Raw genomic sequence first — 19,323 nt, 5'->3', positions numbered from 1 at the left:
CCCGTGGCCCCCCCGGAGACGGCCCCCCACCGGCCGCTCGCCCTCTACGGCCCCGTCCCCCCGGGAGGCGCCGCGCCGGGCACACCGGGCCCGGCGCGCCCCTTCGGCTCACCCGCCGCGCCCGGCGGCTACGCGTCGATCGACAGGCGCGAGCGCAGCAGGGCGGCCAGGGACGCCGCGAACTCGACCGGTTCCACCGGAAGGGTGACCGCGGCGTCCGCGCGGCTCCAGGTGGCCAGCCAGGCGTCCTGCGGGCGCCCGATGAGCAGGAGGACGGGCGGGCAGTGGAAGACCTCGTCCTTGAGCTGCCGGCAGACGCCCATGCCGCCGGCGGGCACCGCCTCGCCGTCCAGGACGCACACGTCCACGCCGCCCTCCTCCAGGCGCTTCAGCACCGCGGGAAGCGTCGCGCACTCCACGAACTCCACCGGGGGGACGTCCGACGCGGGCCTGCGCCCGGCCGCCAGCCGTACCTGCTCGCGGGTGTTCGCGTCGTCGCTGTAGACCAGGACCGTGGCACTCGACTGCATCGTTCCTCCGGCTGGGAAGGCGGGTGGGTCGTCGTCGACCGATGCGCGGATGCTACTCCGGTCCACACTCCGTCAACACCCGTTCAACATCTGTTCGAAGGGTGCTCAGAGGCCCTCGCACTGGGCCGTTCGGGCTGGACACACCCCTCTGACACTCCGAACGGCACCCCCCGGAGTGAGGGCGGGATAAGCGACCGACATAATGTCGGTCGTGGCGACAGTAACGACAGTAGAAACAGGGCACGCGCACCCGTCGGTCAATCGACCGAACCTCACCAGCGTCGGAACCATCATCTGGTTGAGCTCCGAGCTGATGTTCTTCGCGGCCCTCTTCGCGATGTACTTCACCCTGCGATCGGTGACGGGTCCCGACTATTGGAAGGCTCAGGCAGAACATCTGGCCTTCCCGTTCTCGGCGACCAACACCACGATCCTGGTGCTCTCCTCCCTCACCTGCCAGCTCGGCGTATTCGCCGCAGAGCGGGGCGACGTGAAGAAGCTCCGGACGTGGTTCATCATCACGTTCGTGATGGGTTCGATCTTCATCGGCGGCCAGGTCTTCGAGTACACCGAACTGGTCAAGGACGCGGGCATGTCGCTCTCGTCCGGGCCCTACGGCTCTGTGTTCTACCTGACCACCGGCTTCCACGGCCTGCACGTGACGGGCGGACTCATCGCCTTCCTGCTGGTCCTGGGCCGGACGTACGCCGCCAAGAGGTTCACTCATGAGCAGGCAACCGCCGCCATCGTCGTGTCCTACTACTGGCACTTCGTCGATGTCGTCTGGATCGGCCTCTTCGCCACGATCTACATGATCAAGTAATCGGTCCCGCCCACGCGGCGGACCGAGACATCCAGCAAGCATCGACGCAGAAGATCCTGACACCGGGGTAATCCGTGAAAAAGCTCTCCGCACGACGACGCCATCCGCTGGCGGCGGTCGTCGTCCTACTTCTCGCGCTGGCGGCCACTGGGGGGCTGTACGCCGCGTTCGCGCCGGCGGGCACCGCGAAGGCAGATGAAACCGCCCAGTCCCTCGCCATCGAGGAGGGCAAGAAGCTCTACTCCGTCGGCTGCGCCAGCTGCCACGGAACCGGCGGTCAGGGCACCACTGACGGCCCCTCCCTCGTCGGCGTCGGCTCGGCCTCCGTCGACTTCCAGGTCGGCACGGGCCGGATGCCGGCCCAGCAGCCGGGCGCCCAGGTCCCGAAGAAGAAGGTCATCTACTCGCAGGCTGAGATCGATCAGCTCGCGGCGTACGTCGCCTCTCTCGGTGCCGGCCCGATCACGCCGACCGAGAGCCAGTACAACCCTGCAGGTGCCGACCAGGCCAAGGGTGGCGAGCTCTTCCGCACCAACTGTGCGCAGTGCCACAACTTCACCGGTGAGGGTGGCGCGCTGACCTACGGCAAGTACGCCCCGAGCCTCGAAGGCGTGAGCCCGAAGCACCTCTACGAGGCCATGCAGACCGGCCCGCAGAACATGCCCTCCTTCCCGGACACGACCATGCCGGAGAAGGAGAAGAAGGACATCATCGCGTACGTCCAGGCCGTCAACGGCGAGAAGGCCGACAACCCGGGCGGTCTCTCGCTCGGTGGCCTCGGCCCCGTCAGCGAGGGCTTGTTCGCCTGGGTCTTCGGCCTGGGCGGGCTGATCGCAGTTGCCATCTGGGTCGCGGCCCACACCGCTAAGGCCAAGAAGTCATGAGTAGCCAAGAGATTCCAGAAGAGACCCTGCCGGCAGGGCAGGACACCGCGCACGGCGCGGTGAAGGTCGCCGACGACCCGTTCGCCGACCCGGGCCTCCCGCCCCACAAGCCCCGCATCCAGGACATCGACGAGCGTGCCGCCCGTCGTTCCGAGCGCGCGGTCGCCTTCATGTTCACGCTGTCGATGCTGGCCACCGTCGGCTTCATCGCCTCGTACGTGATCTTCCCGGTCGACAAGATCGTGTACATCTGGCCCTTCGGCCGGGTGTCCGCGCTCAACTTCGCGCTCGGCTGGACCCTCGGCCTCGCCCTCTTCTTCATCGGCGCGGGCGCGGTCCACTGGGCCCGCACCCTGATGTCCGACGTCGAGATCGCGGACGAGCGTCACCCGATCCAGGCCGACGCGGAGACCAAGGCGAAGGTCATGTCGGACTTCGCGGCCGGTGCCGCCGAGTCGGGCATGGGCCGCCGCAAGCTCATCCGCAACACGATGTTCGGCGCGCTGTCGCTCGTACCGCTCTCCGGCATCGTCCTGCTGCGTGACATGGGCCCGCTGCCCGAGAAGAAGCTCCGGACCACCATGTGGGCCAAGGGTCTTCAGCTCATCAACATGAACACGCACGAGCCGCTGCGTCCCGAGGACGTCGCGGTCGGTTCGCTGACCTTCGCGATGCCCGAGGGCCTCTCGGAGCACGACCACCACTTCCAGACCGAGATCGCCAAGGCCGCCCTGATGATCGTCCGGATCCAGCCGGAGGACATCAAGGACAAGCGCGAGCTCGAGTGGTCGCACGAGGGAATCGTCGCCTTCTCGAAGATCTGCACCCACGTGGGCTGCCCGATCTCCCTGTACGAGCAGCAGACGCACCACGTCCTCTGCCCGTGCCACCAGTCCACCTTCGACCTCTCCGACGGCGCCCGCGTCATCTTCGGCCCGGCCGGTCACGCCCTCCCGCAGCTGCGGATCGGCGTGAACGACAAGGGCTTCCTGGAGGCGCTCGGCGACTTCGACGAGCCCGTCGGTCCTTCCTTCTGGGAGCGCGGATGAGCACCGTGACCGATACGAAGAAAGCGCCCGCCGGTGAGCGGGTCGCCGACTGGGCCGACGGTCGCCTGGGGATCTACACGCTGGCCAAGGCCAACATGCGGAAGATCTTCCCGGACCACTGGTCCTTCATGCTGGGCGAGATCTGCCTCTACAGCTTCCTCATCATCATCCTGACGGGCGTCTATCTGACGATGTTCTTCCACCCGTCGATGAACGAGGTGGAGTACGTCGGACCGTACGTCCCGCTCCAGGGACAGCTGATGTCCGAGGCGTTCAACTCGACGATGCACATCTCGTTCGAGGTGCGCGGTGGTCTGCTCATCCGGCAGATCCACCACTGGGCTGCGCTGATCTTCCTCGCCGGCATGTTCGTGCACATGATGCGCGTGTTCTTCACGGGCGCGTTCCGCAAGCCGCGTGAGATCAACTGGCTGTTCGGCTTCCTGCTGTTCTTCCTGGGCATGTTCACCGGTTTCACCGGCTACTCGCTCCCGGACGACCTGCTCTCCGGCACCGGTGTCCGCTTCATGCAGGGCGCGATCCTGTCCGTGCCGGTCATCGGCACGTACCTGTCGATGTTCCTGTTCGGCGGGGAGTTCCCCGGCGGCGACTTCGTGGCCCGGTTCTACTCGGCCCACGTCCTGCTGCTGCCCGGCATCATGCTCGGCCTCGTGGTGGCCCACCTCATCCTGGTGTTCTTCCACAAGCACACGCAGTTCGCCGGCCCCGGCCGCACGAACAAGAACGTCGTGGGCATGCCGCTGCTGCCGGTCTACATGGCCAAGGCCGGAGGCTTCTTCTTCCTGGTCTTCGGTGTCATCGCGATCATCGCGGCGATCGCCTCGATCAACCCGATCTGGGCCCTCGGCCCGTACCGCCCGGACCAGGTGTCCACCGGCGCCCAGCCCGACTGGTACATGGGCTTCGCCGAGGGTCTGATCCGCGTGATGCCGGGCTGGGAGATCAACCTCTGGGGCCACACGCTGGTCCTCGGTGTGATGATCCCGCTGGCGATCTTCCCGGCGGTCCTCGCGGCGATCGCGGTCTACCCGTTCATCGAGTCGTGGATCACCGGCGACAAGCGCGAGCACCACATCGCGCAGCGCCCGCGCAACGCTCCGACGCGCACCGGCTTCGGTGTCGCCTGGATCACCGCGTACATGATCATGCTCGTGGGTGGTGGAAACGACCTCTGGGCGACCCACTTCCACCTGTCGCTCAACTCGATCACCTGGTTCGTCCGGATCTTCTTCTTCGCCGGACCGGTCATCGCGTTCATCGTCACCAAGCGGATCTGCCTCGGCCTCCAGCGCCGCGACAAGGACAAGGTGCTGCACGGACGCGAGTCCGGCATCATCAAGCGCCTGCCGCACGGTGAGTTCGTCGAGATCCACGAGCCGCTGAGCCAGGGCGAGCTGCACCGCCTCACCGCGCACGAGCAGTACGAGGCGGCGGCGCTCCCGCCGGCCGTCGACGAGAACGGCGTGGAGCGGAAGATCGGGCGCATGGAGAAGCTCCGGGTCAAGCTCAACAAGGGCTACTACGGCGACGACAACCAGGTCGCCAAGCCCACGGTCGAGGAGTACAAGGAGATCCAGAGCGGCCACGGCCACCACTGATCACCTGAACTCCTGACCTGAACGAGTCGCCACGGCGAGAGCCCCGTCCATTCGATGGACGGGGCTCTTTGCCGTCCCCGGGGCTCGATAGGGTGGAGCCGTATCCGTCACGGACTGACCAGGAGCTGCCATGAGCGCTGCGACCCCCGCTGGAGGACCTACGTCGGCGGGCCGCTCCTGGCCCGTCGTCCTGGAAGGTCTGCTGACCGGCCGCGACCAGAGCGCCGAGGACACGGCCTGGGCGATGGACCGCATCCTGCGCGGCGAGGCCACCGACGCCCAGATCGCCGGCTTCGCGGTCGCCCTGCGCGCCAAGGGCGAGACCGTCGACGAGATCACCGGACTCGTCCGCACCATGTACGAGCACGCCAACACGATCGAGGTGCCCGGCGCCACCGTCGACATCGTGGGCACCGGCGGCGACGGCGCCAAGACCGTCAACATCTCCACGATGTCCGCGATCGTCGTCGCCGGCACCGGCGCCAAGGTCGTCAAGCACGGCAACCGGGCCGCGTCCTCCGCCTCCGGCGCCTCCGACGTCCTGGAGAAGCTCGGCGTCAACCTGGAGCTGACCCCCCGGCGGGTCGCCGAGGTCGCCGAGGAGGCCGGGATCACCTTCTGCTTCGCGGTGAAGTTCCACCCGGCGCTGCGGCACGTCGCCGCGGCCCGCAAGGAGCTCGGCATCCGGACCACCTTCAACTTCCTCGGTCCGCTCACCAACCCGGCCCGGGTCCGGGCCCAGGCCACCGGCGTCACCGACGCCCGGATGGCCCCGATCATGGCCGGGGTGCTCGCCGAGCGCGGCTCCTCCGCGCTCGTCTTCCGCGGCGACGACGGCCTCGACGAGCTGACCACCACCGCCACCTCGCGGGTCTGGGTGGTCCGCGACGGCTCGGTGCGGGAGGAGGCCTTCGACCCCCGGGACGTCGGCATCGACCTCGTGCCGGTGGAGGCGCTGCGCGGCGCGGACGCCTCGTACAACGCCGACGTGGCCCGGCGGCTGCTCGCGGGGGAGACCGGTCCGGTACGGGACGCGGTGCTGCTCAACTCGGCGGCGGCGCTGACCGCGCTCGCGCCGGGGGAGGGCACCCTGGTGGAGCAGATCCGCGCCGGCATCGAGAGGGCCGCGGAGGCGATCGACTCCGGCGGGGCCCGCCGGGCCCTGGACCGCTGGATCGGCGTCAGCAACGCCTGACCCTCCGGCACGAGACGCCCGTGTGACCCCGGTCCAGTATGCGGACCGGGGTCTTGCGCTTCGGCGATCATGTGGCAGGATTCTCTACAGGTCACGAGTGACAGCGTTTTGGCCCCGGCTTGCTGTCCGGCAACCCTCCGTCCGTGGCGGGGTGCCCCGGGTGATGACCAGGCCGTAGGCAGCGAGGTCTACGGCAAGCGCGGACCCCTCGAACACCAGGGGTCCTGGTCTCTCGAGGAGCTTTTTCCGTGAGCAAGCGAATGCGATAGGGCGAATCCGCCCCACCCTTCACCCTCGGATCAGGGTCGCTTCCGCGTACCTTCGCGCGCCCCCGTGTCTTCCGAGGCATCACCCGTACCCCGCCGAGCCCGGCCGCGTACGGGATCACCGAAGCCATTCCGCACCGCCCGCCGGGAGATACCGCCATGTCCGCACGCCCGAACGCCGCCACCGCCGTCGCCACCGTCGACACCGCCACCGTCGCAGGGACCGCGACCGCCGAGTGCGCGACCGCCGAGTCCGCCGATCCCTGCTGCGCCGCGCCGCTGCCCGTCCTCGGCCGGGACGTCACCGTGCCGCTCGTCACCGGCGGCGAGGTGACCTACGCGGCGCTCGACTACGCGGCCAGCGCACCGGCCCTGCAGCGGGTGTGGGACGACGTCGCCGCGTACGCCCCCTACTACGGCAGCGTCCACCGCGGCGCCGGATACCTCTCCCAGCTCTCCACCGACCTCTTCGAGAACAGCCGCGTCACCGTCGCCGAGTTCCTCGACTGCCGCCCCGGCGACCAGGTCGTCTTCACCCGCTCCACCACCGACTCGCTCAACCTGCTCGCCGCCACCCTCCCCGAGGACTGCCAGGTCTTCGTCTTCGAGACCGAGCACCACGCCTCGCTGCTGCCCTGGCGCGACGCCCGCGTCACCTACCTCAACGCGCCCCGCACCCCGGAGCAGGCCGTCGCCACCCTGGAGCGCGCCCTCGCCGACCGCGACCCCTACGGCCCCGCCCTCGTCTGCGTCACCGGCGCCTCCAACGTCACCGGTGAGCTGTGGCCGGTGAAGGAGCTCGCCGCCGCCGCGCACGCCCACGGCGCCCGGATCGTGCTCGACGCCGCCCAGCTCGCGCCCCACCACCCGGTCTCCGTCCAGGAGCTCGACGTGGACTGGATCGCCTTCTCCGGGCACAAGCTGTACGCGCCCTTCGGCTCCGGCGTCCTCGCGGGCCGCTCCGACTGGCTCCAGGACTCCGAGCCCTACCTCGCGGGCGGCGGCGCCTCCCGCAAGGTGGCGCGTCGGGCCGACGGTGGTGTGGACGTGGAGTGGCACACCACCGCGGCCCGGCACGAGGCCGGCTCCCCGAACGTCATCGGCGTGTACTCCATCGCCTCCGCCTGCAAGGCGCTCACCGAGGCCGGCTTCGACCAGCTGGTCGCCCGTGAGCGGCACCTGATCGACACGGTGCGCGCCGGCCTCGCCGAGGTGCCCGAGGTCAGGGTGCTGTCGCTGTTCGGCGACGACGCCCCCCGGGTCGGCGTCATCTCCTTCGTCGTGGAGGGCTGGAACAGCTCCCACTTCGCCGCCGCGCTCTCCGCCGAGTACGGCATCGGCGTCCGCGACGGTCTCTTCTGCGCCCACCCGCTGGTCCGCACGCTGCTCGGCAGCGACCCGCAGGACCCGGGCGAGTGCGGCGCCCCCGAGGCGGCCCCGGGGGAGCGTTCGCTCAACGCCATCCGGGTGAGCTTCGGCGCCGGTACGCCCGACGAGCACGTGGAGCGTTTCGTCGGCGCCGTGAAGGAGCTCGTCCGGGACGGCGCGCAGTGGAAGTACCGCACCGAGGACGGCCGCTGCGTCCCCGACCGCGGCTGAGCACTCACTCGTACGGGTGAAGGGGGCCTCCCGATCGGGAGGCCCCCTTCACCGTGTCCGCGTACGGGGTCTCAGGACTCCAGACCGATGGCGAAGGCCGCCTCCAGATCGTGCTGGGAGTACGTGCGGAAGGCGACGTGCGTGTCCGTGGCCTCGACGCCCGGGATCTTGCTGATGCTGCCGGGGATCACGTCCGCCAGGTCGTCGTGCCGGGGCACGCGGACCATGGCGATGAGGTCGTAGGTCCCGGTCACCGAGAAGACCTCGCTGACGCTGTCGAGCGAGGCGATCGACTCGGCGATCTCGGGGATGCGGTCCACGCTGGTCTTGATGAGCACGATCGCGGTGATCACGGCTGGCTTTCTCCCTCGGTCGCCGCGGTTTGGGCTTTCACTCTATCCCCACCGCGGTAGCGCCCCCAGGCGTAGAGGAAGCCGACGGAGAAGCCCACCACGTGGGCCAGATAGGCCACGCCCGGCCCGGCGCCCGCCGCCCGGGCGGCCAGCCACTGGAGCACGAACCAGAAGACCAGCACGATCCAGGCGGGGAAGCGCAGCGGCAGGAAGAAGAGGAAGGGGAAGAGACTGGTGACGCGGGAGCGCGGGAAGAGGAAGAGAAAGGCCCCGAGCACCCCGGAGATCGCCCCCGACGCCCCGACCAGGGTCTGCTCGCTGTTGGCGTGCGCCGCCGCGTACCCGAGCAGCGCGAGGTATCCGGTGCCCAGGTAGAAGAGGGCGAACGCGACCGGACCCATGCGCTCCTCGGCCATCGCCCCGAAGACGTACAGGAACAGCATGTTTCCCAGCAGGTGGAGCCAGCTGCCGTGGACGAAGAGCGCGCTGAGCGGGGTGAGCAGGGCGCGGGGCTCGCCGCTCATCAGCTCGGCGGGGACCACGCCCCAGCGGCGGAAGTACACGCCCTGCGCCGCGAGGAGCTCGTCCCCGGTGCCGTGTGCCGGGTTGAGGCCGGAGACCGGACTGATCGCGAAGAGCAGGCAGCAGGCGGCGATCAGTCCGTACGTCACCGTGGGTCCGCTACGGGTGCCCCGCAAGGCTCCGAGGGCCGCACCTCGCCAGTCGATCATGGACAGATCATGGCGTACCGGGGCCGAAGTGGACAGAGTGCCTCGCCGTGCCTCCGGGTACCGGCGAGGCCGTAGGGTAACGGTCAGTACAACCGCAGTTCGACGGCGCACCGCGGCTCCCGCACCTGGTACCACGCAACAGGAAGAAGGACGGCACGATGACGACGGTTCCCCTGCCGACCGACGAGACCCGCTGGCGCTGCACTCTCTGCGGCAACCTGACCCGTTTCGACGTGACGCGATCCTCCAAGGTCGTCGAGTACGTCCATCTGGACCTCGCGGGAGACCCGACGGTCGAGGAGCGGCAGGTGGTCAGTGAGACCATCGAGTCGGTCCGCTGCCGCTGGTGCAACGCGGTGGATCAGATCGAACTGGTGGACAGGCCGGGCGCCGCCTCCTGAGGGACGGCGCGGAAGACATTGGGGTGACGGATCGTGGAGCAGCCCGCGCACGGTGGAGAGCCGACCGGCGCGGCAGGTGACGCTGCCGAGGCGCTCGACCACCCACTGCCGGAAGGCGTACGGCGGCGGGTCGTCGCGCTGGTCGCCGACGCCTTCGGCGGGCTGACCGTCGCCGAGCTGCCCGGACCCCTGCGGCAGTACGCCCGGTTCACCGCGAGCCGGCGGGCCAAGTTCGCCGGCAACGCGATGGCGGCCGCCCTGGAGAGCGACCCGCTCTTCCGGCAGCGGATCGGCGAACGGTTCAAACTGAACCAGCCCGAACTCGCCGGAGCCGTCGAGACCGGCACCCCGCCCGCCGCCGCCGACCCCGTGGACGTGGCGGCTGCCGCCTACGTGCTGCGCCCGCCCGGCTGGGTCAAGCTGGTGGCCGCCGCGGGCGAGGAGGCCCAGCGCGTCGACGCCGAGCGGGCCGACGAGGCGGGCCGGCGCGAACTGGAGCGGCTGCGCGAGGAGCTCGCCGCCGCCCGGGACCGCTCCCGGAGCGAGAACGAGCAGTTGCGCCACGACCTCGAAGCGGCCCGGAAGGAAGCGGAATCGCTTCACCGCAAGCTGCGCAGCGCCCAGAGCGACGTGAAGCGCGGCGAGGCCGCGCTCCGCCGCGTCCAGGGCGAGATCGAGACCGCGCGGGCGGAGTCGGCGGCCCAGGTGTCGGCCGCGGAGAGCGAGAGCAGGCGGCTCAAGGCCCGGCTCGGCGAGGTGGAGTCGGCCCTGGAGGCGAGCCGCAGGTCCGCCCGCGAGGGGCGCTCGGTGGAGGACATGCGGCTGCGGCTGCTCCTCGACACCGTCCTCGACGCCGCCCAGGGGCTGCGCCGCGAACTCGCGCTGCCGCCCGTCTCGGTGCACCCGGCGGACACCGTGGACGCGGTGGAGCCGGGGCGGATGTCGCCGAAGGACATCGCGGCGCGGGCGCTCTCCGAGACCGACCCGGCGCTGCTCGACCAGTTGCTGGCCCTGCCGCAGGCGCATCTGGTCGTCGACGGCTACAACGTCACCAAGACCGGCTATCCGACGATGCCGTTGGAGAAGCAGCGGCTGCGCCTGCTGGGCAGCCTGTCGGCCCTCGCGGCCCGCTCGGGCGCCGAGGTCACCTGTGTCTTCGACGGGGCGGAGCTGGCGGCCCCGGTGCTGCTCGCGCCGCCGCGCGGGGTGCGGGTGCTGTTCTCCAAGCCGGGCGTGACGGCGGACGAGTTGATCCGTCAGCTGGTGCGGGCGGAGCCGCCGGGCCGGCCGGTGGTGGTGGTCTCCACCGACCGCGAGGTCGCCGACGGGGTGGCGAAGGCGGGTGCGCGTCCGGTGGCGTCCGCCTTGTTGCTGAAGCGGCTTTCGCGGCTCTCGTGACGCATCGCAACTCCTGGGCGGTATGCCCGAATTCTGGACGGCGGACCGTCAAGTGCTCATCACTGCCCGTGCGATGCATGTAAATAAAGTGGCGTGTGAGCGATATTTTTGCCGGTGGGATTTGAACTGATCACAACTTGGTCACTAGGGTCGGGCTTCGAACCTTCGCGCGGTTGATCACCCATCCGGGGTGGCGGCGGAGGAACCGCCTGCCCCTGACCGGTTGGGCGGCTCTGAGGAAGAAGGAGCTCGCCTTCGTGGCGTCCCACCGTCGACCCAAGCAGCCGAGCCGTACCCGCGTGACCGTGTTCACCGCGGCCGCGGCCGCCGCCGTCGCCCTCTCCGCCCAGAGCGGTGCCCAGGCGGCCCCCGCCAAGCCCAAGATCGACGAGGTCAAGTCGAAGGTCGACGAGCTCCACCACGAGGCCGAGGAGGCCACGGAGCAGGCGAACCTCGCCGACGAGCGCAGGGGCAAGCTGCAGAAGGAGGTCGGCCAGCTCCAGGACAAGGTGGCCCGCGGCCAGCAGGAGCTCAACGCCCTGCGCGACCAGATCGGTTCGGTGGCCAGCGCCCAGTACCGCTCCGGCGGCATCGACCCCGCGCTCCAGCTCTTCCTCTCCGCCGACCCGGACACCTACCTCGACAAGGCGTCCGCGATCGACCAGCTGAGCGCCCAGCAGGCCGACGTCCTCACCTCGATCCAGGCGAAGCAGCGCACGCTCGCGCAGCAGCGCACCGAGGCCACCACGAAGCTGGCCGACCTCGAGGACGTCCGCAAGACCCTCGGCGCCAAGAAGAAGCTCTACCAGGGCAAGCTCGCCGAGGCCCAGAAGCTCCTCAACACGCTGACCGCGGCCGAGAAGGCCAAGATGGCGGCGGAGGAGCGGGCGAAGGAGCAGCGGGCCAGCCGTGACGCCGGCGAGCGCCTGGACCTGGGCAAGGAGGTCCCCGCGAACGGCTTCGGCGCCGCCGCGCTCGCGGCCGCCGACACCCGGGTCGGCATGCCGTACGCCTCCGGCCACGAGGGCCCCTCGTCGTTCGACTGCTCGGGTCTGACCCAGTGGGCCTACGGCAAGGCCGGCGTCGACCTGAGCCGCGTCACCTACACCCAGCAGAACGACGGCACGAAGATCGGCCGCAGCCAGCTCAAGCCGGGCGACCTGGTCTTCTTCAACGGCCTGTCGCACGTGGGTCTGTACGCGGGCAACAACACGATCCTGCACGCCCCCAAGCCGGGCGCCAACGTCCGCTACGAGTCCATGAACTACATGGGCACCTTCCAGTTCGGTGTCCGTATCGGCGGCTGACGCCGACCCGCCGCGGTATGCCGCCCGAACGGGTGGTTCGCCGCGACGCGAGCTGACCTGACGCCCCGCCGGTGACCTGTGATCTCCGGCGGGGCGTCACTTTGTGTGTCCGGCGGCTTCGTTGGACGCGGAGTGATCAGCGGCTACTGTCTGCCGCGCCAGTCTGCGTCGAGCTGAACGGAGCGCGATTAGTGGCGTCGCACCGCCGACCCGCCAGGGTCACCGTCCTCACCGCCGCCGCGGCCACCGCGGCGGCGTCCCTCGGGGCCGTCCCCGCGAGCGCCGACCCCGGGGCCGGACCCGCGGCCACCCGCGCCACGGTCGACCGCCTCTTCGAGGAGGCCGAGAAGGCCACGGAGGGCTTCAACCGGGCGGACGAGAAGGCGGACGCGCTGCGCCGTACGGTCTCCCGGGCCCAGGACGGCCTCGCCCGCGGCCAGGAGCGCATCAACCGCATGCGCGGCGCGCTCGGCTCGGTCGCCGGCGCCCAGTACCGCTCCGGCGGCATCGACCCCGCCCTCGCCCTGCTGCTCTCCTCCGACCCGGACAGCTACCTCGACCGGGCCACCGCCCTCGACCGGGCCACCGCCCGTCAGGGCGCCGCGCTCGGCGAGCTCCTCCGGGAGCAGCGACGGCTGAACCAGAAGCGGTCCGAGGCCCGTACGGCCCTGGTCGAGCTGGAGCGCAGCCGGGCCGAGGTCGCCCGCCACAAGCGCACCGTCGAACGCAAGCTCGCCGAGGCCCGCCGGGTGCTCGCGAGCCTCACCGTCGAGGAGCGCGCCGACTTCGACCGGGCCTCCCGCTCCGGCGGCCGCGCGGAGGAGCTGCCACCGCCCGCGGCCGACCTCGGGCCGACCTCCTCGCGGGCCGCCGCCGCGGTGATCGCCGCCCGCGGCGCGATCGGGAAGCCGTACGTGTGGGGGGCGACCGGCCCCTCCGCGTTCGACTGTTCGGGGCTGATGGTCTGGTCGTACCGGCAGGCCGGGATCAGCCTGCCGCGCACCTCCTCGGCGCAGCGGTACGCGGGCCGTCAGGTGCCGCTGGCCCAGGCGCAGCCCGGGGACCTCGTCACGTACCGCGGGGACGCCAGCCACGTCGGCATCTACGCGGGCGGCGGGCAGGTCATCCACGCCCCCTACCCGGGCGCCCGGGTCCGCTACGACCCGGTGAACATGATGTCGCACGCGACCGTGACCAGGGTCTGAGCCGCCACCGGGAGCCGGTCCCGCCGCCGCGACCGTACGATCGGAGGCGTGGCAGGTCAGGGGAGTGGAGCGCGGCGGTCGGCGACGGCCTGTCTGCTCGCCCTGCTGCTCGCGCTCACGGGGCTCGTCGGCTGCGGCGCGGGGACCGGGCCCGCCGACACCACCTCCCGGGAGATACAGACGCTCCTCGACCGGCACGCACGGGCGCTCCTCGACCGTGACCAGCCCGGCTACCTGGCCGCCGTCGACCCCGCGTACGCGCCGACGGCCCTCACCGTCTTCCGGCGGCTCGCGACGGTGCCCATCGACGGCTGGACCTACCGGCTCACCGGTGTCGACCGCACCGGTGGCGACCGGGTCACCGCCCGCGCCGACCTCGGTTACCGGCTCCGGGGGCACGACAGGCGGCCCGCCACAGGCGCCCGCGTCCTCGACCTGACCGAACGGGACGGACGCTGGTACGTGACCGGTGACCGTCCGGCGGAGGGCGCGCCGCGCCACCTGTGGGAGCAGGGCGACGTCGCGACCGTGGCCGGGGCCCGCTCGCTCGTCCTGGGCGTCGGCCAGACGCCCGAGCGGCTCCGGGAGATCGCCGCCGCCGCCGACCGGGCGGTCCCCGTCGTGTCGGCCGCCTGGCCCGCCGCCTGGGCCCGTGAGGTGGTCGTCCTCGTCCCCGGGTCGCTGCGGGGCATGGGGGAGCTGCTCGGGGCGCCGGGGAGCTCGTACCGGGGGATCGCCGCCGTCACCACCGGGGAGACCCGGGGCGGCGCCGACGCCCCCGCGGACCGGGTGATCGTCAACCCCGAGGCGTACGGGGTCCTCGGCTCGTTCGGCCGGCAGCTCGTCCTCACCCACGAGACCGTGCACGTCGCCACCCGCGCCGCCACCACCCCGTCGACCCCGGTCTGGCTCTCCGAGGGCTTCGCCGACCTGGTCGCCTACCGGGACTCCGGCCGCACCCCCGCCCAGGCCGCCCCCGAGCTGCGCCGGGCGGTCCTGGCGGGCGAGCTGCCCGCCCGGCTGCCGGAGGACTCCGACTTCGCCTTCGGGGGCGACGCGGAGGCCCTGGCCCGGGCGTACGAGGGCGGCTGGCTGGCCTGTGAGCTGATCGCGGACCGCTGGGGCGAGGCGAAGCTGACGGAGTTCTACCGGGCGGTGGGCGCACACCCGTCGCGGGAGGGTGCGGTGGAGAAGGCGCTCCAGGAGGTGCTCGGCACCACGCCGGAGGAGTTCACCGCCGCCTGGCGGACCTCGCTGCGGGAGCGGCTCGGCTAGGGGACCTGGGGGAGCGGGCACATCGCCCGGATGACCGTCGTGGGCGTCCTCGTCCGGCCGCCGCTCGCCCGCGGCCTCTCAGATCCGGGACCGCCCGGCCTCTGTCCGGCCACGGCCCTCGCCACGGCCGCCCGGTGCGCGGCCCCCGGCCCGCCGCACCGCCGTACGACCCGGGCCGCCGCTCAGCGCGAGCCGGACAGGGCCTTCTCGCGCTCCGGCTGGGTCGCCTGGGCGGGCACGACCGCGGAGCCGGCGAAGCGGGGCTCCGTCACCGTCTGGCGCCACAGGATGCGGCAGGCGATGAGCGTCGCGGCGATCAGAAGACCGTTCCGCGTGAAGAGCACCGCCATGCCCAGCGGATCGCTCCGCGTCACGTGCGAGAACCAGACCGGGAACTCGAACTGCGTCACCGCCGTCGCCCACACGATCAGGTGCACCGGGCGCTGCATCCGGCTCGACCGGAACGCGAGACACACCGCTCCCAGACCGACCAGCCACAGCATGTACTGCGGGGAGAGCACCCGGCTCGTCGCCGTGAAGAGCAGCACCGCCACGAAGGCCGCGTCCGCCACCGTCGAGGAGGTGAAGCGGCGCGCCTTGAACCGCCAGAGCAGCAGCCAGCCGAAGGCGACGAAGGTGAGCGCCATCGCGGCCGTCGACACCGTGGAGACGTACGGGCCGAGGAACTCGATCGAGCCGTAGTTCATCCGCGCCTCGCCGTCCCAGCCGAAGTGCCGGGCCACGTGGAAGACCATCGAGCCCAGCGACTCGACCTCCGTGCCGCGGTCGCGCTGGAAGGAGAGGAAGGCGAGCGCGCCCGGCATCCACAGCACGCAGAACAGCAGCACCGCGGCCGCCGCGCCCACCGCCGTCGGCCAGGAGCGGAAGGTCGCCCGGCCCTTCGGGGTGCCCGCGAGCAGCAGCACCGGCCACACCTTCAGGACCGCGCCGAACCCGGCCAGGGCGCCCAGGACGCGCGGACTCCGGCCCGCCGCGAGCAGCGCCGCCATCGCGACGGCGGTCACCATCACGTCGTAGCGGGCGTACGCCGTCGGACCCAGCAGCGGGACGCCCGCGATCCATATCCAGGCGCCGCGCATCGAACGGCCCGCCCGGCGGCCCGTGTGCAGCAGCAGCCCGAAGACCAGCGCGTCACAGAGGAAGGCGAGGACGAAGAAGGCGGCCGAGTAGCCGAGGAAGGGCAGCAGCCCGGGGGCGAGGATCGCGAACGCGGCGGCCGGCGGGTACTGCCAGGTCACGTCGTCCAGCGGATACGTGCCGGTCCGCAGGACCTCGTACCAGCCCTGGTAGATCTCCTCGATGTCGAACGTGATGTCCGGGCCGGGGATCACCACGACCTTGAAGACGCACAGCAACAGGAGGACCCGGGTCAGGGCCCAGAGGGCGACCGGAAGTCTCTGACCCGTGCGGAACCACTTCCCCACTGCGCCCGTCATCACTGGCTCGTCCTTGTCCTGTCGGCCCGCTCGCGCGGGAGAGTGGTGGTGCTGGGCGGTGGGTGCGCTCGCGGTAGATTCGGCCACGATGCACAAGACCCTGATCGTAACCAACGACTTCCCGCCGCGTCCCGGCGGAATCCAGGCCTTCCTGCACAACATGGCGCTCCGCCTCGATCCCGAACGGATCGTGGTCTACGCCTCCACCTGGAAGCGCAGCCGCGAAGGGATCGAGGCGACGGCCGCGTTCGACGCCGAACAGCCTTTCACGGTCGTCCGGGATCGCACCACCATGCTGCTGCCCACACCTCGGGTCACTTCCCGCGCCACCGCGCTCCTGCGCGAGCACGGATGCGAGTCCGTGTGGTTCGGAGCGGCCGCGCCGCTCGGCCTGATGGCCCCCGCCCTGCGGAAGGCCGGAGCCCGGCGGCTCGTCGCCACCACGCACGGTCACGAGGCGGGCTGGGCCCAGCTGCCCGCCTCCCGCCAGCTGCTGCGGCGGATCGGCGAGGGCACGGACACGATCACCTACCTCGGCGAGTACACCCGCTCCCGGATCGCCGCCGCCCTCACGCCCGCCGCCGCGGGCCGGATGGTCCAGCTCCCGCCCGGCGTCGACGAGAAGACCTTCCACCCCGGCTCGGGCGGCGCCGAGGTCCGCGCCCGCCTCGGGCTCAGCGACCGCCCCGTCGTGGTCTGCGTCTCCCGGCTCGTCCCCCGCAAGGGCCAGGACACCCTGATCCGGGCGATGCCGCAGATCCTGCGCCGGGTCCCGGACGCGGTCCTCCTGATCGTCGGCGGCGGACCGTACGAGAAGGACCTGCACCGGCTCGCCGCCGAGACCGGCGTGGCCGGATCCGTACGCTTCACCGGCGCCGTCCCCTGGTCCGAGCTGCCCGCCCACTACGGGGCCGGCGACGTCTTCGCCATGCCCTGCCGCACCCGCCGCGGCGGCCTCGACGTCGAGGGCCTCGGCATCGTCTACCTGGAGGCCTCCGCCACCGGCCTGCCCGTCGTCGCCGGCGACTCCGGCGGCGCCCCCGACGCCGTCCTGGACGGCGAGACCGGCTGGGTGGTCCGCGGCGAATCCCCCGAGGACACCGCGGACCGCGTCACCACCCTCCTCCTCGACCCCGAGCTCCGCGCCCGCATGGGCGAGCGCGGCCGCGCCTGGGTGGAGGAGAGATGGCGCTGGGACCTGCTCGCGGAGCGGCTCAGGGAGCTGCTGTAGCGCCGAGCGGCGTACGCGAGAGGCCGGAGGCCCGGGGTCTGTCACCCCGGGCCTCCGGCCTCTGTGCGCGTCCTGCCGGTCAGGCGCTGTAGATCGCCTCGATCTCGTCCGCGAAGTCCTTCGCCACCACGTTCCGCTTCAGCTTCAGGGACGGGGTGATGTGACCCGCCTCCTCCGTGAACTGGGCCGGCAGGATGCGGAACTTGCGGACCGACTCCGCCTTGGAGACCGCCGCGTTGCCGTCGTCGATGGCGCGCTGCACCTCCGCCACCAGGTCCGCGTCGTCGCGCAGGGTGACCGCCGTCGAGCCGGCCGGCTTGCCGTGCTCGGAGGCCCAGCGGCCGAGGAACTCCTCGTCGATGGTGACGAGCGCGCCCACGAACGGACGCCCGTCGCCGACCACCATGCACTCCGCGACCAGCGCGTGCGCCCGGATCCGGTCCTCGATGACCGCCGGGGCGACGTTCTTGCCGCCCGCCGTCACCAGGATCTCCTTCTTCCGTCCGGTGATCGCGAGGTAGCCGTCCTCGTCGAGGGTGCCGATGTCGCCCGTGTGGAACCAGCCGTCCGCCAGCGCCTCGGCCGTCGCCGCCTCGTTGTTCCAGTACCCGGAGAAGATGTGCTCGCCGTGCAGCAGCACCTCGCCGTCGTCGGCGATCCGCACCACCGAACCCGGCAGCGGCTGACCGACCGTGCCGATCTTCTGCCGGTCCCAGGGGTTGAACGTCGTCGCCGCGCAGGACTCCGTCAGGCCGTACCCCTCCAGGACGGTGAAGCCGATGCCCCGGAAGAAGTGGCCGAGCCGCTCGCCCAGCGGCGCGCCGCCCGAGATCGCGTACTCGCCGCGACCGCCGAGCACCGCCCGCAGCTTGCTGTAGACCAGCTTGTCGAAGATCCGGTGCTTCAGCTTGAGGCCGAAGGACGGACCCTGCGGGGTGCCGATCGCCCGGCTGTACGCGATCGCCGTGTGCGCGGCCTTGTCGAAGATCTTGCCCTTGCCGTCGGCCTGGGCCTTGGCGCGCGCCGAGTTGTAGACCTTCTCGAAGACCCGGGGCACGCCCAGGATCAGCGTCGGCCGGAACGAGGCCAGCTCGTCCGTGAGGTTCTTGATGTCCGGGACGCAGCCCAGCCGGATCGGCGCCATCACGGCCGCGACCTCGACGAGGCGCCCGAAGACGTGCGCGGCGGGCAGGAACAGCAGCACCGAACACTCACCGGTGCGGAACAGCGGCTTCAGCCGCTCCACCGCGTTGCCGCACTCGGCGAAGAACGCCCGGTGGGTCAGGACACAGCCCTTGGGGCGGCCCGTGGTGCCCGAGGTGTAGACGATCGTCGCCGGGTCGTCCGCGTTCGCCGCGGACATGCGCGCGTCCAGCAGCTCGTCGGAGACGTCCGCGCCCGTCGCGGTGAGCCGCGCGACCGCGTCGTCCTCGATCTGCCAGACGCCCTTGAGCTGCGGAAGCTGCTCCCGCACGGACTCCACCGACTCCTGGTGCGCCCCGCTCTCGACGAGCGCCAGGGCCGCGCCCGAGTCGCCGAGGATCCACTGGATCTGCTCCGGCGAGCTCGTCTCGTACACCGGGACGGTCACGCCGCCCGCGCTCCAGATCGCGAAGTCGAGGAGCACCCACTCGTACCGCGTACGGGACAGCAGCGCGACCCGGTCACCCGGCTCGACGCCCGCGGCGATCAGGCCTTTGGCCGCCCCGCGGACCTCCGCGAGGAACTCCGTGGCGGTCACGTCGGTCCACACGCCGTCGACCTTGCGGCCCATCACGGCGACGTCTGGGTGCTGGGAGGCGTTGCGGCGGATGAGATCCGTCAGATTGCCGTCCGCGGGGACCTCGTACAGGGCCGGAAGGCTGAACTCGCGCAAGACTGCTGCTCCTCATCGGGCGCCGGCGCCACGGCTCTGTGTGATGCACCGGTGTAGTCCAAGAACTGGCAGGTGCTCCGTGGGGGTGAGCACGACTGGACTGCCCGGACGTTACCCATCAGTA

At 71.4% G+C, this 19,323-nt stretch carries 17 protein-coding genes and 1 riboswitch; of the genes, 12 read left to right on the top strand and 5 right to left on the bottom strand.

Translation table 11 applies throughout. The features are described from left to right. Nucleotides 1-128 precede the first annotated feature (128 nt). On the bottom strand, nucleotides 129-530 hold the full coding sequence (locus ABT129_RS25045) for a response regulator transcription factor (RefSeq protein WP_351905640.1): 402 nt from the start codon (nucleotides 528-530) through the stop codon (nucleotides 129-131). A 202-nt stretch (nucleotides 531-732) separates the two neighbouring features. Between ABT129_RS25045 and ctaE the strand changes: the two genes are divergently transcribed. From ctaE to ABT129_RS25015, 6 genes are all read left to right on the top strand, one after another. Beyond that, nucleotides 733-1,353, top strand: coding sequence for an aa3-type cytochrome oxidase subunit III (ctaE, locus tag ABT129_RS25040; RefSeq protein ID WP_351905637.1), 621 nt, complete (start codon nucleotides 733-735; stop codon nucleotides 1,351-1,353). Nucleotides 1,354-1,427: 74 nt separating this feature from the next. After that, complete coding sequence (qcrC, locus tag ABT129_RS25035) at nucleotides 1,428-2,237, top strand: cytochrome bc1 complex diheme cytochrome c subunit (protein WP_351905634.1); 810 nt, start codon at nucleotides 1,428-1,430, stop codon at nucleotides 2,235-2,237. Continuing rightward, nucleotides 2,234-3,286, top strand: coding sequence for a cytochrome bc1 complex Rieske iron-sulfur subunit (gene qcrA, locus ABT129_RS25030; RefSeq protein WP_351905631.1), 1,053 nt, complete (start codon nucleotides 2,234-2,236; stop codon nucleotides 3,284-3,286). The genes qcrC and qcrA overlap by 4 nt, the downstream gene beginning before the upstream one ends. After that, nucleotides 3,283-4,905: a cytochrome bc1 complex cytochrome b subunit gene (gene qcrB / locus ABT129_RS25025; protein WP_351905628.1), complete on the top strand. Its 1,623-nt coding sequence runs from the start codon at nucleotides 3,283-3,285 to the stop codon at nucleotides 4,903-4,905. Before qcrA ends, qcrB begins: the two co-directional genes overlap by 4 nt. A 130-nt stretch (nucleotides 4,906-5,035) precedes the next feature. Beyond that, nucleotides 5,036-6,100, top strand: a complete 1,065-nt coding sequence (gene trpD, locus ABT129_RS25020; RefSeq protein WP_351905625.1) for an anthranilate phosphoribosyltransferase — start codon at nucleotides 5,036-5,038, stop codon at nucleotides 6,098-6,100. Nucleotides 6,101-6,189: 89 nt separating this feature from the next. Continuing rightward, nucleotides 6,190-6,306, top strand: a riboswitch (SAM riboswitch). A gap of 219 nt (nucleotides 6,307-6,525) precedes the next feature. Next, on the top strand, nucleotides 6,526-7,965 hold the full coding sequence (locus ABT129_RS25015; RefSeq protein ID WP_351905622.1) for an aminotransferase class V-fold PLP-dependent enzyme: 1,440 nt from the start codon (nucleotides 6,526-6,528) through the stop codon (nucleotides 7,963-7,965). Nucleotides 7,966-8,036: 71 nt separating this feature from the next. On the opposite strand, the gene ABT129_RS25010 is transcribed toward ABT129_RS25015, so the two are convergent. Both ABT129_RS25010 and ABT129_RS25005 read right to left on the bottom strand, forming a co-directional pair. Next, entirely contained in the window at nucleotides 8,037-8,318 is a 282-nt protein-coding gene (locus tag ABT129_RS25010) for an Lrp/AsnC family transcriptional regulator (RefSeq protein WP_189830680.1), read from the bottom strand. After that, nucleotides 8,315-9,049 (bottom strand): rhomboid family intramembrane serine protease, encoded by a 735-nt coding sequence (locus tag ABT129_RS25005; RefSeq protein ID WP_351905619.1) that lies wholly within the window; start codon nucleotides 9,047-9,049, stop codon nucleotides 8,315-8,317. The genes ABT129_RS25010 and ABT129_RS25005 overlap by 4 nt, the downstream gene beginning before the upstream one ends. A 158-nt stretch (nucleotides 9,050-9,207) precedes the next feature. Here ABT129_RS25005 and ABT129_RS25000 point away from each other — a divergent pair, with 158 nt between their 5' ends. The 5 genes from ABT129_RS25000 (at nucleotide 9,208) to ABT129_RS24980 (ending at nucleotide 14,635) form a co-directional block, all read left to right on the top strand. Beyond that, the gene (locus ABT129_RS25000) at nucleotides 9,208-9,450 is read left to right on the top strand and encodes a hypothetical protein (RefSeq protein WP_055644001.1); all 243 of its coding nucleotides are present in this window, start codon (nucleotides 9,208-9,210) and stop codon (nucleotides 9,448-9,450) included. Nucleotides 9,451-9,483: 33 nt separating this feature from the next. Continuing rightward, complete coding sequence (locus tag ABT129_RS24995; protein WP_351905616.1) at nucleotides 9,484-10,848, top strand: NYN domain-containing protein; 1,365 nt, start codon at nucleotides 9,484-9,486, stop codon at nucleotides 10,846-10,848. A 257-nt stretch (nucleotides 10,849-11,105) separates the two neighbouring features. Beyond that, entirely contained in the window at nucleotides 11,106-12,155 is a 1,050-nt protein-coding gene (locus ABT129_RS24990; protein ID WP_351905613.1) for a C40 family peptidase, read from the top strand. 191 nt (nucleotides 12,156-12,346) lie between these two features. Continuing rightward, a complete protein-coding gene (locus tag ABT129_RS24985) occupies nucleotides 12,347-13,360 on the top strand; it encodes a C40 family peptidase (protein ID WP_351905610.1) in 1,014 nt (337 codons plus the stop codon). A 48-nt stretch (nucleotides 13,361-13,408) separates the two neighbouring features. After that, the gene (locus ABT129_RS24980; RefSeq protein ID WP_351905607.1) at nucleotides 13,409-14,635 is read left to right on the top strand and encodes a hypothetical protein; all 1,227 of its coding nucleotides are present in this window, start codon (nucleotides 13,409-13,411) and stop codon (nucleotides 14,633-14,635) included. Nucleotides 14,636-14,817: 182 nt separating this feature from the next. Here ABT129_RS24980 and ABT129_RS24975 read toward each other — a convergent pair whose 3' ends face one another. Continuing rightward, the gene (locus ABT129_RS24975) at nucleotides 14,818-16,092 is read right to left on the bottom strand and encodes a glycosyltransferase 87 family protein (RefSeq protein ID WP_351905605.1); all 1,275 of its coding nucleotides are present in this window, start codon (nucleotides 16,090-16,092) and stop codon (nucleotides 14,818-14,820) included. An 88-nt stretch (nucleotides 16,093-16,180) separates the two neighbouring features. On the opposite strand from ABT129_RS24975, the gene ABT129_RS24970 reads away from it, so the two are divergent. Then, nucleotides 16,181-17,323, top strand: a complete 1,143-nt coding sequence (locus ABT129_RS24970) for a glycosyltransferase family 4 protein (protein WP_351905603.1) — start codon at nucleotides 16,181-16,183, stop codon at nucleotides 17,321-17,323. A 79-nt stretch (nucleotides 17,324-17,402) separates the two neighbouring features. On the opposite strand, the gene ABT129_RS24965 is transcribed toward ABT129_RS24970, so the two are convergent. After that, nucleotides 17,403-19,199: an AMP-dependent synthetase/ligase gene (locus ABT129_RS24965; RefSeq protein ID WP_351905601.1), complete on the bottom strand. Its 1,797-nt coding sequence runs from the start codon at nucleotides 19,197-19,199 to the stop codon at nucleotides 17,403-17,405. Nucleotides 19,200-19,323: the final 124 nt, after the last annotated feature.

This window comes from Streptomyces sp. NPDC002057 (assembly GCF_040296665.1).
Taxonomy (GTDB): domain Bacteria; phylum Actinomycetota; class Actinomycetes; order Streptomycetales; family Streptomycetaceae; genus Streptomyces.
The sequence above is the reverse complement of the archived record's forward strand: the minus strand, read 5'-3'. Positions and strand labels throughout refer to the sequence as shown.